General features: G+C 59.0%; 14 protein-coding genes and 1 pseudogene. 7 read left to right on the forward strand and 8 right to left on the reverse strand.

Annotated elements, in window-relative coordinates:
- Nucleotides 1–268: 268 nt before the first annotated feature.
- Nucleotides 269–1309, reverse strand: a complete 1041-nt coding sequence (locus OZ656_RS06865; RefSeq protein ID WP_023011493.1) for a low specificity L-threonine aldolase — start codon at nt 1307–1309, stop codon at nt 269–271.
- Nucleotides 1310–1531: 222 nt separating this feature from the next.
- Between OZ656_RS06865 and OZ656_RS06870 the strand changes: the two genes are divergently transcribed.
- The 5 genes from OZ656_RS06870 to OZ656_RS06890 all read left to right on the forward strand — a co-directional run bounded on the left by OZ656_RS06870 (nt 1532) and on the right by OZ656_RS06890 (nt 9903).
- The gene (locus tag OZ656_RS06870; protein ID WP_022991005.1) at nt 1532–2509 is read left to right on the forward strand and encodes a TAXI family TRAP transporter solute-binding subunit; all 978 of its coding nucleotides are present in this window, start codon (nt 1532–1534) and stop codon (nt 2507–2509) included.
- Between the two features lie 84 nt (nt 2510–2593).
- The gene (locus OZ656_RS06875; protein ID WP_023011494.1) at nt 2594–4789 is read left to right on the forward strand and encodes a TRAP transporter fused permease subunit; all 2196 of its coding nucleotides are present in this window, start codon (nt 2594–2596) and stop codon (nt 4787–4789) included.
- Between the two features lie 107 nt (nt 4790–4896).
- Nucleotides 4897–6711, forward strand: coding sequence for an ATP-binding protein (locus OZ656_RS06880; RefSeq protein ID WP_023008866.1), 1815 nt, complete (start codon nt 4897–4899; stop codon nt 6709–6711).
- Nucleotides 6708–8060 carry a sigma-54 dependent transcriptional regulator gene (locus OZ656_RS06885; protein WP_011785810.1) on the forward strand — a complete coding sequence of 451 codons (1353 nt, stop codon included), beginning with the start codon at nt 6708–6710 and terminating at the stop codon, nt 8058–8060. Before OZ656_RS06880 ends, OZ656_RS06885 begins: the two co-directional genes overlap by 4 nt.
- A gap of 148 nt (nt 8061–8208) precedes the next feature.
- On the forward strand, nt 8209–9903 hold the full coding sequence (locus OZ656_RS06890) for a methyl-accepting chemotaxis protein (protein ID WP_379945119.1): 1695 nt from the start codon (nt 8209–8211) through the stop codon (nt 9901–9903).
- Between the two features lie 70 nt (nt 9904–9973).
- Here OZ656_RS06890 and OZ656_RS06895 read toward each other — a convergent pair whose 3' ends face one another.
- The 3 genes and pseudogenes from OZ656_RS06895 to OZ656_RS06905 all read right to left on the reverse strand — a co-directional run bounded on the left by OZ656_RS06895 (nt 9974) and on the right by OZ656_RS06905 (nt 14435).
- On the reverse strand, nt 9974–11632 hold the full coding sequence (locus tag OZ656_RS06895; RefSeq protein WP_379945120.1) for an acetolactate synthase large subunit: 1659 nt from the start codon (nt 11630–11632) through the stop codon (nt 9974–9976).
- Nucleotides 11629–12817, reverse strand: a pseudogene (locus OZ656_RS06900) (L-lactate dehydrogenase). The gene OZ656_RS06895 and the pseudogene OZ656_RS06900 overlap by 4 nt, the downstream one beginning before the upstream one ends.
- A gap of 4 nt (nt 12818–12821) precedes the next feature.
- On the reverse strand, nt 12822–14435 hold the full coding sequence (locus tag OZ656_RS06905; RefSeq protein WP_278350379.1) for an FAD-binding dehydrogenase: 1614 nt from the start codon (nt 14433–14435) through the stop codon (nt 12822–12824).
- A gap of 90 nt (nt 14436–14525) precedes the next feature.
- Between OZ656_RS06905 and OZ656_RS06910 the strand changes: the two genes are divergently transcribed.
- Complete coding sequence (locus OZ656_RS06910) at nt 14526–15533, forward strand: AraC family transcriptional regulator (RefSeq protein ID WP_036148391.1); 1008 nt, start codon at nt 14526–14528, stop codon at nt 15531–15533.
- 3 nt (nt 15534–15536) lie between these two features.
- Here the strand turns inward: OZ656_RS06910 and OZ656_RS06915 are convergent, their stop codons facing one another.
- The 3 genes from OZ656_RS06915 to OZ656_RS06925 all read right to left on the reverse strand — a co-directional run bounded on the left by OZ656_RS06915 (nt 15537) and on the right by OZ656_RS06925 (nt 18246).
- Complete coding sequence (locus OZ656_RS06915; RefSeq protein ID WP_011785804.1) at nt 15537–16922, reverse strand: PhoH family protein; 1386 nt, start codon at nt 16920–16922, stop codon at nt 15537–15539.
- 24 nt (nt 16923–16946) lie between these two features.
- Entirely contained in the window at nt 16947–17438 is a 492-nt protein-coding gene (locus tag OZ656_RS06920) for an HPP family protein (protein WP_014420722.1), read from the reverse strand.
- Nucleotides 17439–17520: 82 nt separating this feature from the next.
- Nucleotides 17521–18246 (reverse strand): START domain-containing protein, encoded by a 726-nt coding sequence (locus OZ656_RS06925; protein WP_379945121.1) that lies wholly within the window; start codon nt 18244–18246, stop codon nt 17521–17523.
- Nucleotides 18247–18383: 137 nt separating this feature from the next.
- Between OZ656_RS06925 and OZ656_RS06930 the strand changes: the two genes are divergently transcribed.
- A complete protein-coding gene (locus OZ656_RS06930) occupies nt 18384–19391 on the forward strand; it encodes a DUF2804 domain-containing protein (RefSeq protein WP_379945122.1) in 1008 nt (335 codons plus the stop codon).
- Between the two features lie 14 nt (nt 19392–19405).
- Here the strand turns inward: OZ656_RS06930 and minE are convergent, their stop codons facing one another.
- Complete coding sequence (gene minE / locus OZ656_RS06935) at nt 19406–19657, reverse strand: cell division topological specificity factor MinE (protein WP_011785800.1); 252 nt, start codon at nt 19655–19657, stop codon at nt 19406–19408.
- Nucleotides 19658–19660: the final 3 nt, after the last annotated feature.

Below are 19660 nucleotides of genomic sequence, written 5' to 3' on the forward strand. Positions count from 1 at the left end.
TAAGGTGCATGAAACTCATCGTTCGTTGCCCAGGAAAGGCTTGAGTATTGTGGAGCATGAGGGGGTGCCGACTTTGTGATCAGTTTCCGAGTGCTTTGATACATCCTTGGTGAAGGATGGCGCTGATACACCTAGCTTCGCTGCAGAGGGAGCAAGGCCTTGAACGGCAAGAAAGCTGTATTGTGGGGAGGGCTGGGTACGGACTACGTTTAGCCTAGAACAGGCTGACCTTTGCCAAACAGCTCACATAGTATGCGCCTTGTCGCTTCTACCCAGGTACCCCCGCAAACTCCCGAACATCCCGCAAAAACCGATCTACCTGCTCCTCCGAGGTCGACCAGGAGCACATCAGCCGGGAACAGCCGCCAATAAAGTTGTAGAACTTCCACCCTTTCGCTCTTAGCGCAGCCTGGGTAGTTTCCGGTAAATCCACAAACACACCATTGGCCTGCCTGGGGTAACGCAGGGATACGCCGTCAATACCGCGCAATCCGTGCTCCAGCCGTTCGGCACAGGCATTGGCGTGTCTGGCATTTTTCAGCCAGGTATCGTCAGTGAGCAGACCGCACCAGGGGGCTGAGATATAGCGCATCTTCGAGGCGAGTTGCCCCGCCTGTTTACAGCGCCATTCAAAGTCTTCGGCAAGTTTACGGTTGAAGAAAATGACCGTTTCACCCAGGGCCAGGCCATTCTTGGTGCCGGAGAAACAGAGCACGTCGACACCCGCTTTCCAGGTGATTTCAGAAGGGTGCACGTCCAGCGCCGCTACCGCGTTGGCAAAGCGTGCGCCATCCATATGAATGTTCAGGCTATGGCGGTCGGCCACTGCGCGCAACGCACGGAGTTCCTCTGGGGAGTAAAGGGTACCCACTTCTGTCGCCTGGGTGATGCTCAGTGCCTTGGGTTTGGGATAGTGAATATCGCTGCGTTTGGTGACAAGGTGTTCCACGCTTTCCGGGGTCAGCTTGCCGTTGGCACCTGTACCCAGCAACAGTTTTGCCCCGTTGGAGGCGTATTCGGGGCCGCCGCATTCATCGGTCTCAATGTGGGCCAGTTCGTGGCAGATCACGCTGTGGAAGGATTGCCCGATGGACGCCAGAGCGAGGGAGTTTGCGGCTGTGCCATTGAACACGAAGTAAACGTCGCAGTCGGTATCAAATACTTCGCGTAGTTGGTCTGCCGCTTTGGCTGTCCAGGTGTCTTCGCCGTAGGCAGGTTCGTCCTTCTGGTTGGCCTGTTCCATGGCGTTCCAGGCCTGGGGGCAGATACCGCTGTAATTATCGCTGGCGAATTGCTCCGAGTCTGACATTGGTTCTCCCGAAAATATCATGGGTGAATATCCACCCATTATTAGCTTTGCTGTGGGTGGTTAGCCACCCAATGTTCTTCGTCTATTTGTCTAATAAGAAATCAATTTATTGTTTTGTAAGTATTTTTACTAACTGGCCTGGCCCTTGCTGATAGCTCCCCCAGCGAGGCCGGGCAGGCCTCATCAGCACCCAACCAACAAGATGAATCGGGAGCATTTCTTATGAAACTTCAAACCATTCTGGCGGCTGCGATCGCCTCCTCCGTTGTTGCTGGCCCTGTGATTGCCCAGGATCGTGCCGGCTGGCCCGAGAGCTTTACCGTTGGCACGGCAAGCCAGGGCGGCACCTACTTTGCCTATGGCTCCGGCTGGGCGAACTTTGTGGCGGAGAATCTGGGGGTGTCTGGTGGTGCTGAAATCACCGGCGGCCCGGTTCAGAACATGGCGCTGGTTCACACCGGAGACCTGAAGTTTGGCCTGACCACCATGGGCCCGGCCCGTGAGTCCATGGAAGGCGAGAGCCCGCTGGCCCCGGGCATGAAGATGGACAACGTGTGTGCCATGTTCCCGATGTATGAAACCCCGTTCTCCATTGCCACGCTTTCCAGCTCCGGTATTACCAGCATCTCCGAGATTCCGGACGGTGCCACCATTGGTTTCGGGCCGGCCGGCTCCACCTCGGATACCTACTTCCCGCGCATGATGGAAACGCTGGGCGTCAAGTTCGAGCGTCGTAACGGCAGCTGGTCAGACCTCGGTGGCCAGCTTCAGGATGGTCTGATTGATGTGGTGGCCTTTGCGGCCGGTATTCCCATTCCGGCGGTCAGCCAGCTGGAAGTCCAGACCGACGTTAACGTGATCGGCATGAACGATGATGAAGCCAAGAAGATCGTCGATAACTTCCCGGTGTCGGAGTTCGTCATTCCGGCCAGCACCTACCAGTCCCTGGACGCTCCATCCCGAGTGGTCTCCATGTGGAACTTCGCCATGGTGAACTGCGATATGCCGGAAAGCTTTGTGTATGAAATCACCAAGCTGACCATGGAGAACAACGACAAGATGGTGTCGATCCACAAGGCAGCGCGCCACTCCGTTCCCGAGAACTACACCAAGAACAAGGTACTGCCCTGGCATCCGGGTGCAGCACGCTGGTTCAACGAGAACGGCTATCCCATCGAAGACGCGGCCATCAAGCAGTAATGAACCAGGCCGAAGGGTCGCCTGACGACCCTTCGGCATCCGGTCGATACCGATTCACCGCCTCTCAGACAGGCAGGACTTATCATGACCAAAGAACAATCCCATGCCGGCGGCGAAACGCAGCTGGCAGAAAACCTGACGGTCAATGAAGACCATGTATTGGCCCACAATGTGGATGAAGAACCGGTAGAGGCGAACCGTCGCCTGTACACCGGTATTTTGCTGAAGTTCGTGGTGTTGCTGGCCATTGCCTATTCGGCGTTTCACCTCTACACCCTGAACGTGTCGCCCATGGAAACCTGGTCGTTCCGTATTGTGCACGTGGCCGGTGCCCTGGTGTTGGGCTTTATCCTGTTTGCCGGTGCCCGCTTCGTTTCCAGTGAAGAAGGTGCTGCGCGGCATCGCTGGACCACCTGGTTTGCAGCAGTCGCACTGATTCCAGCGCTCTATGCGCTGTACCAGACTTACGCCTTTCACCAGATGATTCTGGGTGGTACCCTGCGGATTCCCGCCGAGCTGGAAACCTGGCATTTTGGCTGGCCGCTGCTGGCGGCTTCCGGTGTGGGTATTGTCATGAGCTGGTTCCACCAGCGCGATCGTGCCCGGTTCAGCGTGCCGGATCTGGTTCTCATCATCTGCTCTGTGGCGGCTGCTGCCTACCTGCTGGTGGTGTTCAACACCTCCATGCGGATGACCACCGGCACCGCGTTCGCCCCCGTGGGTATTTCTTTTGCCGCTGTGGCCGGTACCGCGCTGATTATGGAGCTTACCCGCCGGGTAGCCGGTATGGCTCTGGTGGTGATTGCACTGGTCTTTCTGGCCTACGTCTTCGCCGGCCCCTACCTTCCGGGCTTTCTGGGGTATCCCGGGCTGTCGGTGCAGCGCTTCTTCAGCCAGGTCTATACCGATGCGGGTATTCTCGGGCCGACCACGGCGGTGTCTTCGACCTACATTATCCTGTTCATTATCTTTGCCGCGTTTTTGCAGGCGTCGAAGGTAGGTGACTACTTTGTGAATTTCGCTTTTGCGGCGGCTGGCCGGTCCCGGGGTGGTCCCGCCAAAGTCTCCATTTTCGCCTCTGGCCTGATGGGTATGATTAACGGCACCAGTGCCGGGAACGTGGTATCCACCGGTTCCCTGACCATCCCCTTGATGAAGCGGGTTGGCTACAGCAAGGAATCCGCCGGCGCGGTTGAAGCAGCAGCGTCTACGGGCGGGCAGATCATGCCGCCGATCATGGGTGCGGGCGCCTTCATCATGGCGGAGATTACCGGTATTCCCTATACCGAAATTGCCATTGCGGCGATTATTCCGGCGATTCTGTACTTTGCCTCGGTCTACTTCATGGTCGATTTCGAGGCCAAGAAGCTGGGGATGCGCGGCATGCGCGAAGACGAGCTGCCCAATTTGCGCCTGATGCTGCGCCAGGTATACCTGTTTGTGCCCATCATCATTCTGATCGTGGCGTTGTTCCAGGGCTACTCGGTGATTCGTGCCGGTACTCTGGCCACGATTTCCGCGGCGGTGGTCAGCTGGATTTCCCCCAACAAGATGGGCCTGCGGCAGATTCTGCATGCGTTTGAGATAGCGGCCTATATGTCGATTCAGATCATCGTGGTCTGTGCGGCCGCCGGTGTCATTGTGGGTGTGATCTCACTCACCGGCGTTGGCGCTCGGTTCTCAGTGCTGTTGCTGGATGTGGCGGCCCACAGTCATCTGCTGGCTCTGGTGTTTGCCATGTTTATTTCCATTCTGCTGGGCATGGGCATGCCGACCACCGCAGCTTATGCCGTTGCAGCTTCGGTCGTGGCTCCGGGCCTGGTGCAGTTGGGGATTGAGCCGCTGACGGCGCACTTCTTTGTATTCTACTTTGCCGTGGTCTCGGCCATCACGCCGCCTGTGGCACTGGCGTCCTATGCGGCGGCGGGTATTTCCGGTGCCAACGCCATGTCGACATCGGTGGCGTCGTTCCGTATCGGCATTGCGGCGTTCATCGTGCCCTTCATGTTCTTCTACAACAGTGCGCTGTTGATGGAAGGAGGGTGGTTCGAAATCGGACGGGCGCTGATTACCGCTACCTTTGGCGTGTACCTGCTGTCTGCCGGTGTGCTGGGCTGGTTCGCACGGTCGTCCGCCCCGGTTCTGGTACGGTTGTTACTGGTGGCCGCAGCCCTGCTGACCATCGAGGGTGGTTTGTGGACGGATCTGGCCGGTATCGCGCTGGCGGTAATCGCCATGCTCATCCAGCGCAAGCGTGCGCCGGCTCTCGCCGCAGCCTGATCTGGCCAGTACCCGGAGGACAACCTGCCGCTGAGCGGGTTGTCCTGCCGGTCCGGGGGCGCTAGGCTTGGCCGAAGCCCCTCTTTGATGTTTCGGAACTGAATTCCATGCTCCAGCGCTTCAGCGTCGTTGTGATTCTGGTTGTCATCATGCTGCTGTCCTGGCTTCTGGGCGGTTGGTACGGTTATCGCCAGCTGGAGCAGGAGGCCCTGCAAGAGGCTTTCCGGTACCGACAACTGGTTGCGAATGAGCTGAACCGGTATCTGCCGGTACCGGCTCTTATCGCCGAACACCCCCTGTTAGCCGACGCGCTCAAGCAACCGAATGATGCCGTGACCCTGCTTCGCGCCAACGAGCAGATGCAAAGAATGGCCACCATTGTCGGCGGCTCAGATATCTACCTGATGGATTTGTCTGGTTTGACGATTGCGGCCAACAATTTCGGCCAGCCGGACACCTTCGTTGGCAATAATTACGCGTTTCGCCCCTACTTTTCTGAAGCCGTGCAAACCGGAGATTCAGTGGCCTATTTCGCCTTGGGTTTACGGTCCCTGGAGCGTGGTCTGTACTTCACTCATCCGGTGCGCGATCAGCGGGGCAAAATGCTCGGGGTCGTAGCCATCAAGATATTGGTCCATGAGCTGGAGTCGCAGTGGCACCGGCCAGAATCGACCCAGCAGGCGCAAATGGTGGTGCTGGACGGCGACGGCATCAGTTTTCTGTCCAGTCGCAGCCAGTGGTTGTATCGGGACTTTCGGCCAGGTGACAAGGCCGAAAAAACCGCCCGCGTGCGGCAGCGTTACCCCGAGCGGGATTTAGCGCCTGTTGACTTCTCGGTCACTGGCAAGCCTTGGGGGCTGGCGGATTATTCCACACGGATTCAGTTACGGGACAGCAACAGTGTCGGCACGTACCTGACCGTCGAGGTGGACCTGCCCAGGCTGGACTGGAGCCTGATGGTACTGACCGAGACGCGATCAGTACTCTGGACCCGCGCCGGTTTCCTGGTCAGCGGGCTGGCCTTGTTCCTGGCCGGGTTCCTTACCTGGTTGTATCTCCGCGAACGATACCGGCGGGAACGTGAACTGGCCTTGAGGGGAGAGCAGTTGGAGCGTCGCGTTGCTCAGCGGACAGCCGATCTTAAACGTTCCAATGACCAACTGCTGGAAGAGATACAGGAGCGGGAGAGAGCCCAGACGGAGTTGCGTGAAACCCAGCAAGAGCTCATCCAGGCTGCCAAGCTCGCGGTGCTCGGGCAAATGTCGGCGGGTCTGAACCACGAGATCAATCAGCCCCTGACCGCTATCCAGGGTTATGCCCGCAACAGTCGGAAGTTTCTGGAGCGGGGGGCCACCGATATGGTGGATGCCAACCTGGGGGAAATTGTCGCCCTGTGCGACAAGATGGCGGAGCTCATCCGACAGTTTAAGGTGTTCGCGAGAAAGTCCGAGGGCCCCCCGTCGGTGGTTGATCTCAGATTGGCGGTGGATGGAGCCCTCAAGATTATTCGTGCCCAGCACAGCAGTAGCGGCATTGTCATCGATTGGCATCGTCCGGAGCAGCCGGTCATGTGCCACGGCGATCTGATCCGGATCGAACAGGTGATGGTCAATCTGGTGGCGAACGCGGTTCAGGCGGTTGAAGGCCGTGACGAGCCGTTGATCGAGATCATGATTGATGAGGAAGAGGGGAGCTGGCGTTGCCGGGTTCGAGACAATGGGCATGGCCTTCCCGGTAACACAGAGAAGGTGTTCGAACCGTTTTTTACCACCCGCTCTGTCAAACAGGGGTTGGGCCTGGGGCTTTCCATTTCCCGTCAGATCGTTGAAGCTCTGGGCGGAAACCTGGTCGGCCACAATCGTGACGATGGTCCGGGTGCCGAGTTCGTTCTCAAACTGAAACAGCGTAGGGCAGAGGAATGACAACCGCTTCAGTCATTTTTGTCGATGACGACCCGGATATCCGGCCACTGATGGAACAGACCCTGGAGCTGGAGGATATCCCGGTGGCCTGTTTTGCGGATGGTGCGTCAGCCTTGCAGGAGGTTCATCCGGATTTCGAGGGCATCGTCCTGTGTGATTACAACATGCCGGGCATGGACGGCCTGGATGTGTTGCAGCGCATCCGGCAGATTGATGAAGATATTCCGGTCATTCTGCTGACTGGTCAGGGCGATATCAGCACGGCGGTATCGGCCATGCAGCAGGGTGCCTACGATTTCATCGAGAAACCGTTTGATCACGAGGAGTTGATTGAACTTCTGCGGCATGCCCTTGAGAAACGGCATCTGGCGCTTGAGAACCGGCGGCTGAAAGCTCAGCTCCGACACCTTGCCCGCCCCGGCCCCCGGATGCTGGGCGATTCGCCGGCTATGCAACGGGTGATGGCGACCATTGATCCGGTATTGGATATCTCCGCAAACGTGCTCCTTCATGGTGAGACGGGGTCCGGTAAGGACGCGCTGGCCAGATATATCCATGAAAACAGTCCACGCAGCAGCCACAATTTTGTTGCGATCAATTGCGGCGCTGTACCCGAGAATCTGATCGAAAGCGAGCTGTTCGGGCACGAGGCCGGTGCCTTCACAGGTGCTGACAAACGACGTGTTGGCAAGATAGAACACGCTCATCGGGGAACCCTGTTCCTGGATGAGCTGGAAAGTATGCCCATGCCGTTGCAGATAAAACTGCTCCGGGTTCTTGAGGAGCAACGGGTTGAGCGGCTTGGCAGCAACCAGGTCGTGGACGTGGACGTACGTATTATCGCCGCCACCAAATCCGATCTGAAAGAACTGAGTGACAAGGGAGAATTCCGGTCCGACCTTTATTACCGACTGAATGTGGTGAAAGTGGATATTCCGCCGTTGCGGGAGCGAAAGGAAGACATCCCCAAACTGTTCCATCACTTTGTGCTGATTGCTGCCGCTCGCTATGACCGGGAGAGTGTGCCTTTGGACGCACGTCAGGCTGCCCGGCTGATGCAGCATTCCTGGCCCGGCAACGTTCGGGAACTGCGTAACCTGGCCGAGCGATATGTCTTGCTGGGCCCGGCAGCCCTGGCCGAAGGCGATTCTGCCAGCGGACCGAACATTGCCAGCCGGCAGACGCTGTCGGAAATGATGGATGGCTTTGAACGCTCGGCGATTGTCAGTGCGCTGAACGCCTGCCACGGTAGCATCAAGGACACCATGGTGCAGCTCGGGATTGCCCGCAAGACGCTGTATGACAAAATGAAGAAACACGGGCTGGACAAAGCCGAGTTCAAGGACTGACCGTTACAAAAGATAACGCCCTGGTTGCACTGGTTTTACAAACTACGAGGTTTCCTCGATAAATCTGTCGTGTGTTTTTCTGTAGGATTGCTAATCTTTTTTTAGCGGACTTCTCCGACAGTCATTCCAACCACGGAAAACACACCACATGAAGAATCTGACCATCCAGGCGAGGGTGCTGTTGCTGGCACTGGTGCCGGTTATTGTTCTGACTGCATTGCTGACCACTTACAACCTGAATCAGGCCCGCTCGATCGGAGAGCAGGCGGTTGCAAGCTTCTCGGAAGACATGGAGGCCAGCAAGCGCCAGGAGCTGCGCAACTATCTGGAGCTGGCAAAAACGTCCATCCAGCATCTTTATGAGCAGCCGGGCTCGGCCAATGATCCTGAGGTCCAGCAGCAGGCCTGGGACATCTTGCGGCAACTGCGTTTTGACGACTCCGGCAGTGAGGGCTATCTGTTCGCCTATACCACGGAAGGTGTTTCGGTGATGCATGGTGTCAATTCCGCCCTGGAAGGCCGTAACCTCTGGGGCTTTCAGGACCCGAACGGCACCTACCTGATTCGCGAACTGATCGAGGCTGCGCGCAATGGTGGCGGCTATGTACCCTATGGCTGGAAACACCCGGAAACCGGTAACGTAGCCCCCAAGTTAGGCTATGCCGAAATGCTGCCGAAATGGGGCGTGATGATTGGCACCGGATTCTGGATTGACGGCCTGGAGTCTCAGGTTGCTTCCATGGAGCAGCGGGTGGGAGATTCCCTGGGTGAGGCTATCATTGGTTCGGTGACCACCTCCCTGATCGCCCTGGCCATTATTGTCTTCCTTGCCCTTGTCGTGGTTCGGGGCATTATCCGTCCGTTGAAGTCGGCGGTGACGGCGATGAATGGCATTGCCAGTGGCGACGGGGATCTTACCCGTCGGCTGGATGTCTCGGGCCGGGACGAGCTGTCGCAGCTGGCCACGGCGTTCAACAGCTTTGCGGATCAGGTCCATGGGCTGGTCCGCCAGGTACGGCAGTCTGCCGAGACACTGAATGACACCACCGGCGAGCTGAACGAAGTCATGGTGGAGGCCGAGCAGGGTGTTGAACGCCAGAAATCGGAAAGTGACCAGGTAGCCACCGCCATGAACGAGATGACCGCCGCCGCTCAGGAAGTGGCCGGTAATGCCAGTGAAGCGTCGGATTCGGCTGGCCACGCCACCGCTCAGGTAATCGATGCCCAGGGGCTGGTGTACCAGGCCATCGAAGTGATTGGCGGGCTCTCCAAACAGGTGGAAGAGGGGGTTCAGGTCATTGAAAAACTGGGCACCGACTCCCGCCAGATCGACAGCGTGCTGGAGGTTATTCGGGAGATTGCCGACCAGACCAACCTGTTAGCCCTGAATGCTGCCATCGAGGCGGCTCGCGCCGGAGAAGCCGGCCGTGGCTTTGCCGTGGTTGCCGACGAGGTACGTACGCTGGCAAGCAGGACCCAGAAGAGCACTCAGGAGATCCAGGCGACCATCGAGCGGCTGCAGAAAGGTGCCCAGCAGGCGGTAATTCTGATCGGCGCCATCAGCCAGCGCAGCGAGGAAACCGTGGAGGAAACCCGCCAGGTGAACGAAGCGCTGCAGCGTATTTCCCAGGCCGTGAACACGATTACCGATATGAACACCCAGATTGCCAGTGCTGCGGAAGAGCAGACCAGCGTGTCGGAAACCATCAACCAGAATGTCCACGAAATCGTGGCAATCTCGGAACAGACTGCCCAGGGAACCCGTCGCGCCGGCGAAGCGACCCAGCGCCTCAAGGCACTGGCCGGTGAATTGACCGACGAGGTCAGCCGCTACCGGGTCTGAGCAGAGTTACCTATCCAGTCGAAGGAAAAGGCGCAGTCACGAAAGTGATCTGCGCCTTTTTTTGCCCGGATCAGGGCGCGATTTTCTTTTTCAGGGCTTTGGTCAGCGGCCTTGGCAGGCTCGGCAGCGACTTCAGCAGCCAGGGCAGAACCTTTCTTTTTACGCCATTCAGGGATTCCGGCACCACCGCTTCAATCAGGTGCGGGCCGGGGTTGTGTTTGGCGTATTCCATGGCTTTGATCAGCTCTTCCGCCGTGGTTACCCGGGTGCCGTGCACGCCCATGCTCTGGGCCAGCAACGCGTAGTTGGTGACCGGGCCACTGATGTCGAGTTGGGATTTCGCCTTGGCACCGGCTTCTTCTGCGCCAACCCGTTCCAGTTCTACGTTCAGGATCGAGTAGGAAGCGTTGTTGAAGATGATGGTGGTCACGCTCAGATTTTCCCTCGCCATGGTCCACAGGGCCTGGTTGGTATACATGGCGGTGCCGTCACCGATCAGTGCGTAAACCTGGCGATCCGGACAGGCGATGGCTGCGCCGATGGCGTTGGGCATGCCTTGCCCGATGGCCCCGCCGGTGAGGGTGATCAGGTCGTGCCGTGGCGAGCCTGCGGTCATGGCGTTCAGCATCAGGCCGGAGGTGATGGCTTCATCCACGATAATGCTGTTCTCGGGCATCAGTTCGCCCACCGCCCGGCAAACCTTTTCGGCGGTGAGTTTACCTTTGGGCAGGCCGGGGCGGCCGGGCGCCTGCAGCTTGGGTTGGGCATTGCTGGCACCGAGAGTTTCGGCCAGCTTTTTCAGGCTGGCGGTGGCATCCTGCTCCGGCGTGCTCAGGGTGTGAGCAGTGCAGTTGTCTGGCACCAGGTAGCTTTGTTTGCCCGGATAGGCGAAGAAGGATACCGGGGCCTTGGCATCCACCAGAATCAGGTGGTCAAACTCGGAGAGCTGCAGAGTGGCCAGTTCCGCCAGGTAAGCGATCCGCTCCACCGGCGGCAGGCCGGCGCCCCGTTCAATGCGGGTTGGGAAGGTTTCGGCAAACAGGGTGACACCGTTGTGGGCGGCAATGCGTGCCGCCTCCAGCAGAGCGGGCTCACGCAGGGCGCGGCCACCCAGCAGCAGGGCGGTTTTCTTACCGCTCTTAATGGCTTCTGCGGCCGCTTTAACAGCGCTATCTTCAGCTGCTGGCGCTTGCGGTTGAGTGGGTGCGGCACAAGGCTTGCCGCCTTCGCCCCAGGACACATCCGCTGGCAGAATCAGAGTGGCTACCTGCCCTGGCAGGCCCCGGGCGGCGATGATGGCTTCGGCGGCATCCTGGCAAAGGGCTTCTGTGCTTTGTGACGTGCGCACAAAATTGGGGGAGATGTTGCGAGCGACCGTTTCGATGTCAGACTGCAACTGGGCGTCGTATTTCACATGGTAGGTGGCATGGTCGCCAACAATGTTGACCACCGGTACCTTACCCTTGCGTGCATTGTGCAGGTTGGCCAGGCCATTGCCCAGGCCACAGCCCAGGTGCAGCAGGGTAGCAGCGGGTTTGTCCGCCATCCGGGCGTAGCCGTCGGCGGCACCGGTGGCGACGCCTTCAAACAGGGCCAGTACCGCCCGCATTCCGGATTCGCTGTCCAGGGCGGCGACAAAATGCATTTCGCTGGTGCCCGGGTTGGTAAAACAGACTTCAACACCCGAATCCACCAGGGTTTTCATGAGTGCCTGAGCGCCGTTGGTCATTGTTGTTCTCCAGCTTGGGTCAATTCGTTTGTATTGGTCCGGTCGAGATGGGTCTCGTTGATATCGGCAATTCTGGTGACGCCGGTCAGGGTCATGGCCAGTTTCAGTTCCTGCTGCCAGGTGTTCAGGAGTCGGGTTAATCCGGCCTGACCTTCTGCCGCCAGGGCCCACGCCCAGGGGCGACCAATCATCACGCCGTTGGCCCCCAGGGCGAGGGCGCGGAAAACGTCTACGCCGTTGCGGATGCCGCCATCCACCAGGATCTCGGTGTCGTTGCCGACGGCGGCCACGATATCCGGGAGTTTGCGGGCGGTGGCGGCCACACCATCCAACTGACGACCGCCGTGGTTGGAGACCACGATGCCATCGGCGCCTACGTTGACGGCTGCTTTGGCATCATCCACTTCCAGTATGCCTTTCAGGATCAGTTTCCCTGGCCAGCGTTCCCGCAGCCATTCGATGGCCTGCCAGGTGACGGAGGCATCGAACTGGGTATCGACCCACTGCTTGAAGGAGTCCAGGTTACTGGCCTCTGGCACCGCGTCGCTCAGGTTGCCAAAGGTCAGGGGGTTACCTTTTATCGCTACCTGCCATAGCCACCCGGGCCTGGATAGCAGTTGCTGCGCTTTGAGCGCAACGGAACGGGCGCCGGCGCTGTTCAGGCCGTTACGGGTGTCCCGATGCCGGGGGCCGGGCAGGGGCAGGTCGATGGTAAAGATCAGCGTCTGGCAGCCAGAATCCCAGGCTTTTTTCAGCAGGTTTTTTACGTAGCCCCGGGTCACGAATCATGTACAACTGGAACCAGAAGGGTGCCGTGGCGGCTGCTTTCACTTCTGCCAACGGGCATATGCCAACGGTGGAGAGGGTGAAAGGCACCTCGGCCGCATTGGCGGCTTTTACGGCCTGGGCTTCTCCCCGTTGTGCCATCATGCCGGCCAGCCCCAGAGGCGCCAGGGCGACAGGCATGCTGCAGGATTGCCCGGCCAGCTCGGTGCGGGTGTCCACGTTATCGACATCAATCAACACACGCTGGCGCAGGGCGATATCCTGCCAGCCGCGGACATTGGCCCGCAGGGTGTGTTCTTCGGTAGCGCCGCCGTCCAGGTAATCTGCCAGAAACCGGGGCAGTTTACGGCGAGCGAGTTGCTGGTAATCGGCGGCGGTGGCCGGATAACTCAGGGGCATGGTCTCAGTTTCCCTTGATGATGGAGCGGGCGGCAGCCCGCGCCGTCAGAATGCAACCGGGCAGGAAGGTGCCTTCGAGTGACCGTTTGCCATTGCTGCCACCGCCGCCAAAGCCGGCCGCTTCGCCGACACAGTACAGGCCGCGGATGGGTTGCCCGCTGGCATCCATTACCCGGCTTTGCAGGTCGGTGCGCAGGCCACCCAGGCTCTTGCGGGTAGTCAGTTGCATGTGAATGGCGATATACGGCCCGGCGCCTGGTTTCTGCAGAGGCGCCGGTTTGCAGGTGCGCAGCCGGTCCGGCCCCCACTGGCGGGCGTGGCGGATCATGCGGATTTGGGCATCGTTGTTCAGTTGATCGCCCTTGCTGAAATTGGCATCGAAAGCATCGGCGGTGGCTTTCAGAGTGGCAGCGTCAATGTCCAGAGAGCAGGTTAGGGCGTTCATTTTCTTCGCCAGCCCTTCCAGGGTGTCATCCACCAGGAAGTGGCGGCTTTCGTGCTGCATCTGATTCACCAGCGGTTTGTTGCCCAGCAGCAGTTCTTTCAGGAACAGCGGGAATTGTTTGTCCCGGATTCTGGCATTGTGTTCAGCGCCGGAGATGGCAAATTCTTTCAGTGCGATACGCCGGTTCAGCAGGTGCCAGGTCCAGGGTTTTTCCTGTTCGGCTACCCGTTGGCACAGCCAGTGAGTATCAAAGCCGGTCACCAGGGGCTCCGGCCCTATACGCTCGCCCCGGTGGTTCAACCAGAGTGCGGATTTACACGGTATGGTAGACAGACCGTGGCCCGGGAAATGCGGATAGGGATGGGGAAAGCCGGCGGCATAGTTCCACATTTCGCCTGCGTGGGTGATGCGCGCGCCCAGGTGGTCTTTGGCCCAGTGGTGCAGTTTGCCATCGGCAAACGGGTGGGCACCGTTGAGAATGGTGTCCGGTTGCGGACGATGTCTGGGCCAGTTGGTACGGCACTCGGCGTGGCTGCCGTTGATACCGCCCATAGCCAGCACCACGTTCGGAGCCTCAAACCGCATTTCTTCGCCGGTTTCCTCGTTGATGGCAACGGCGCCGCAGACCTCACCGGCCTGATGGTCGACTGCGGTAATTCGGTGCCGGTGATGAATGGCCAGTCTGCCACTGGTGTTGGCTTCGTGCAGGGCATTGACCATGCAGCGCACCAGTTCCCGGGAGGTGCCCCAGGTGATGTGGTACCGGGGCACGCTGTTGCCATCGCCAAACCGGCCTCGCTCCACCCAGTTCACCGCCGGCATGAATTTGATGCCTTCGTCAGCGAGCCAGTCGTGCACCTCGGTACGGGAATGCTCAACGTAATAGCGGGCCCACTGCACAGGCCACTCATCGTTCGGGTCCAGTTCGCCGAAACGCAGCCAGTCGTTCAGCGCCAGTTCCGGCGAATCGGCGATTCTCATGCGCCGCTGCAGCGGCGTGTCAATCAGCATCATGCCGCCAAAGGCCCACAGCGCCAGACCTCCGAAGCGTTCGGGGCTGTCACGATCAACAATGGTTACGGACTTGCCAGCCCGCAGCGCTTCCAGGGCGGTGACAATGCCCGCCAGGCCGCCGCCGGCAATCAAAAGGTCTGAGCTAACAGGTTTCACCATGATGCGTTTCCGGATTGTATTTTTGGTTTTGTTGTTACAGACCATATAACGCTATGATCGGTTCTGAATTGACTTCAGAGGCCATAATAATTGACGTTAGAAGCCACCGTATCCATGGGCTGGGTCAATACCGTGATCGATGCCGCGAGGAATCTGGGCGTTCCGCAGAACCTGTTGCTGGAAACCGCTGGTCTGCCGGCCGGGGCCCTGTCTCTCGAACGATGGCCCATCGACTTCATTACCCGTCTCTGGCACGCCGCTGAGCAGTGCACGCGGGATCCCGGGTTTGGTCTGAAAGTTGGCGCCGGGGTGCGGCCGGCCAGTATTGATGCGGTCAGTTTCGCCATGCAGAGCGCCGCCACGCTGCGCGAAGCCATCACCCTGGTCCAGAAATACCAGCGGCTGATCTCTGATGGCGGTCGCTTCCAGATGATACCGGGTAGCAGGGGCACCTGGATTGTCTACCACCCCCGGCAGGGGCGTCTGGCGTTCAGTCCGCATCAGATTGAAGCCGTGCTGTCGGCCGTGGTCAGCCTGACCGACTGGATTGCCGGTTCTGCGGTTGGGCCTGTGCGAGTGCAATTCAGTCAGGCCCGTCTGGGGCCACTGTCAGGGTACCGGGAGGTGTTTGGTTGCCCGGTGGAGTTCGAGCAGGCGTTCAGTGGTTTGCTGGTGGGTAATGAGGTGCTGGACAGGCCTTTACCACAGGCAGATCCGGCCCTTGCCCGTGTACATGAACAGTACAATGCAGGGCGGCTGGCGGCGCTGGAAAAGGGCGCTGTGTCGGCAGAGGATCTGCGACAATGGCTGGTCGCCCGGATGGGGCCAAACCTTCCACGACGGGCAGAAGCGGCCAGGATGTTGGGGCTCAGCGAACGTACGTTGGCCCGTCGGCTGGAGGCACAGGGCTATACGTTCAACAGCTTGTTGGACGAGGTGCGCCGGGAGCTCGCCCTGGCGGCGGTGCGGGAATCGGGGTTGTCCCTGGCAGAGATCGCTTTATCGCTCGGATTTGCAGAGGCCAGTACCTTTTACCGGGCATTCCATCGCTGGACTGGCATGCCCCCGGCTCGCTGGCGCAAACAGGGGGCGCACTGAAACCTACAGATTGGCTTCGGCAAACTCTGCCAGTACCGAACGGGGCACGCCTTGCAGATGGATGTGACCGCCGTGGCGGAAGCCCTTGAAGCGCTCAGTCATGTAGGTCAGGCCGGAACTCAGGGGGCTCAGATAGGGGGTGTCTATCTGCGCCAGGTTGCCCAGGCAGATCACCTTGGAGCCGTTACCGGCCCGGGTGATGATGGTCTTGATCTGGTGCGGGGTCAGGTTCTGTGATTCATCGATGATGATGAGGCTGTGCTGGAAGCTGCGGCCCCGGATGTAGTTCATGGATTTGAAGTGCAGAGGCACTTTGCTGAGGATGTAGTCGACACTGGCGGTCATGTTCTCATCGTCTTCGTGCAAAGCTTCCAGGTTGTCCACGATCGCACCCAGCCAGGGTTCCATTTTCTCGGCTTCGGTGCCGGGCAGGAAACCGATATCCTCGTCCAGGCCCTGGGTGGACCGGGTCGCGATGATGCGTTTGTAGAGTTTGCTGGCCACGGTCATTTCAATACAGGCGGCCAGGGCCAGAATGGTTTTACCGGAACCCGCCGAGCCGGTCAGGTTCACCAGGTGGATGTCGGGGTCCAGTAACAGGTTCAGGGCCATGGCCTGATAGATATCCCTGGGCACCAGGCCCCAGACTTCTTCATTCATCAGATCATGCTGGTGCAGATCCTTGAGCACCAGTTGGTCCTCGGAGATATCAACTACCTTGCCGATGAAGCCCTGCTCGTCAATCACGAACTCGTTGATGTTCAGTTTCGCCAGTTCCCCTTCGCGTTTGAGCAGGTGTTCCGTCACTCCCTCCCGCTGTATGGTTTCCACCTTGGCGATACCGTCCCAGAACGAGTTCGGGAACTCCTTGTAGCCCTTGGGCAGCAGGTCAATGTCGTCAAGTAGCTGGTCGTTGTGGTAGTCCTGGGCTTCGACACCAAAGCCGCGGGCCTTTAACCGCATGTTGATGTCTTTACTGACCAGGATGATATCCCGGGACTTGTGGCGTGCCTGCAGGGCGGCGAGGGTGTTGATGATCTTGTTGTCGTTCAGGTGCTCCGGCAGTGAGTGATTGCCGGCACCTTCGGTGCTCATGATGATTGAGAGGGTGCCCAGTGGGTCCGCTTTCTTGCCGCGCAGAATAGGCACGCCTTTCTCGATGTCCTTGGGGCTGGCATCACCCAGCAGTTTGTCGATGTTTCGAATGGCCTGGCGGCAGTCGGCGGCAACCGTCTGTTTGCCGGATTTCAGGCTGTCGAGTTCTTCGAGGACGGTCATCGGAATGATGACATCATGTTCTTCAAAGTTCAGGAGGGCATTCGGGTCGTGAATCAGGACGTTGGTGTCGAGGACATACATTTTCCGGCGAGCTTGCGGTGCTCTTGGCATAGGGGGCGCTACCTCTCTGGTGGCTCAGTCGGTCTCGGCGCAGCGTTGCGTCAGGTCTCTGTCGGAGATCAGTTTCAGCATGTCATAAGTGGTTATGATACCGGTGATTTTTGAATCCCGGGTGACAAAGATCCGGTGCAGGTGCTCTCGCATCATGATATTGGCAATGTCTCGCACTGGCGTGTCTTCGTCAACCGACAAAACAATGGGCGTCATGATGTCCCGGACCTCAACCGGAACCTTGCCCATCTCTTCGAAGATGACCATACGCAGACGCCGGGCCTCTTCCTGCTCCTCTTCGGTCAGCCTGGGCTGATCGCCGGAACGGGAGGCATTCCAACGGAATTCGGTAATGTCCTTGAGGGTGGCTATGCCGATGATGTCGCCGTTGTCGTCGGTAACCGGGCTGCCGGTGATTTCGTTGTCGGTGAGGAACCTGGCGAGGCGATCCATAGTCCAGTTGTGGGGGACAGCCTTGATGGTCGGGGTCATGATCTCATGGGCGAGAACACTCATGTGCGGGCATCTTCCGTTTGCTGTGCTTTTGATGAAGCTTAGCCGTTCCGTGGCCTGCCGTCACCCCTGCATTGTGGTCGGGTTAACGGGCTTCCGGGCTTACGCCCTGCAATGTACCGTCTTCGCCCCATTGCAGCTGGTAACCCTGATAGCGATCCTGTTTGGCGACAGCTTCCAGTGCGAGGATGGATTTGACCGGTATATCGACAATCAGGCTATTGACCAGCCACCCGGGCAATGCGCCGTTGGGTTCGGTGTGCTGCACCCAGACCATTCGGGTTCGGTCGCCCTTGGGAGTAAACCGGTAGAGTGTGTCGGAGCGGTCCACCCGCACGCGACTGTTGAACTCGGCCCGCATGTTGGGAGTGGCGTTGAGGTCCATGACAATCTCGCCGGTGGACGCGTCGCCGCGGGTACGGATGCGCAGTACATAATCCCGGTCGGTTACCGGCCACGGCATATCGTTGACCGAATAGGCATAGCGATCGTGGAAGTCCCCCTGCCCAAAGGCATGGGATTCAGTGCAGTTGTGAACCCATTCCTCACAGGATTCCGGATTGACCATGACGGCCATCAGGTTCTCGATAGGAACGTCCAGTTCCGCTACTGCCTTGAAAGCCTCGAACCCCGAGCCTTCCCGCGCCATGGTGTATATCCGCACATTGTCCACTTCCTTGCGCAGTGACCAGGCCTCGGCATCTTCCGATGGCAACGGGCCGGTTTCACTGGCGGTCACAGACAAGGTCATCAACAGGCCCATAATGCCGGAAATCAGGCGGCTAACGCCGTGGGCTCTGGTTGTGGTCATAGGCTAAACTTCCGTTGTAAGAGTGAGCCGAGTCTACCACGGGGCGCAATGCCCCCCGCCTGTGAATGCGGGGGTTTGTGAACCAGGTAGCTTAGTTACACAACGCACACCACGATTGGCCTGATCTGACGAACATTATGACAACACAGAAACTGGTAGATGCCCGCGGACGAATAACGCCAGGGCTGATGGAGCACCCTGTCGACACCATCAATTATCTCGACTACGACCTGCGCACGGTGATGGACAAGCCGCGGACCCGCCTGGCCAGACACTGGCGTTTCAACCAGTTCCAGTTTGTCAGTGCGATGGCGCCGGGCTGGGTGTTCGGCCTGGCTATTGTGGATCTGAACCTGGTGGGTAATGGCTTTTTCTATCTGTTCGATTTCGAGAGAGGACAGATGTTCGAGCATTCGTTTTTACACCCTCTGGCCAGGAACACGAACATAGAGCCTTATCCCGAACGCGGTTACGCCCGGTTCCGCAAAGGCGACTTGAGCATGGCCATCGAACCGGCCACGGGCGGTCGGAATGTGAGAGTGAGCGGGCCCGGTAATATCCGGGTGGATCTTGAGTTGCGGGACACCGAACAACCCTTGCGGCTGGTGTCGCCGGCCGGATACAACGGCTGGGTGTTCACCCGGAAATCGGCCGGACTGACGGTGGACGGTGAAGTGCGCCTGGGCGATATGGTCTGGCGTTGCGATGAGTCTACCCGTGGGTCCATCGACTGGAGCTGCGGCTTCATGCGCCGGGAAACCGCCTGGAACTGGGCCAGTCTGGCTGGGGTTGCCGACAATGGTGTGTCAGTGGGGCTGAATCTGGCCGCTGGTGTGAACGAGACCGGGATGACCGAGAACGCGCTGTGGCTTGACGGGCATCGCATTCTGCTGGGGCCGGCCCGATTCGAGTTCGATCGCTATCAGCCCGGGGCGGACTGGCGGGTCACCACCGACGATGGCCGCGTTGACCTCCGTTTCGGGCCCTCCGGCGCGCGCCGGGAAAAGCTCAACGCCTGGGTTATTGCCTCCAATTTCCGTCAGTTTGTGGGCACTTTCCAGGGTACGGTTGCGGATGAAAACGGCAAAAAAATCCCCGTAAACGGGTTACGGGGATTGATGGAAGACCACTTTGCCCGGTGGTAAGCCGGGCGTAGCCATCACTTTTCGGGCAGGGTGACGTTCAATTCCAGCACGGAGCAGTGGTCATTGCGATCCACCTCCACCTGTACCATGTCGTCGCTGATCTGAACGTACTTGCGGATCACCTGCAACAACTCCTGCTGTAGCTGGGGCAGGTAATCCGGCTGTTCACGCTGGCCCCGCTCATGGGCCACGATAATCTGCAGTCGCTCCTTGGCGACACTGGCCGTACTGTTTTTCTTGCTTCTGAAGTAATCGAAAAAACTCATCCC

The sequence above is a fragment of the Marinobacter sp. LM1 genome, assembly GCF_042763285.1.
In the GTDB taxonomy this organism is placed as follows: Bacteria; Pseudomonadota; Gammaproteobacteria; order Pseudomonadales; family Oleiphilaceae; genus Marinobacter; species Marinobacter nauticus.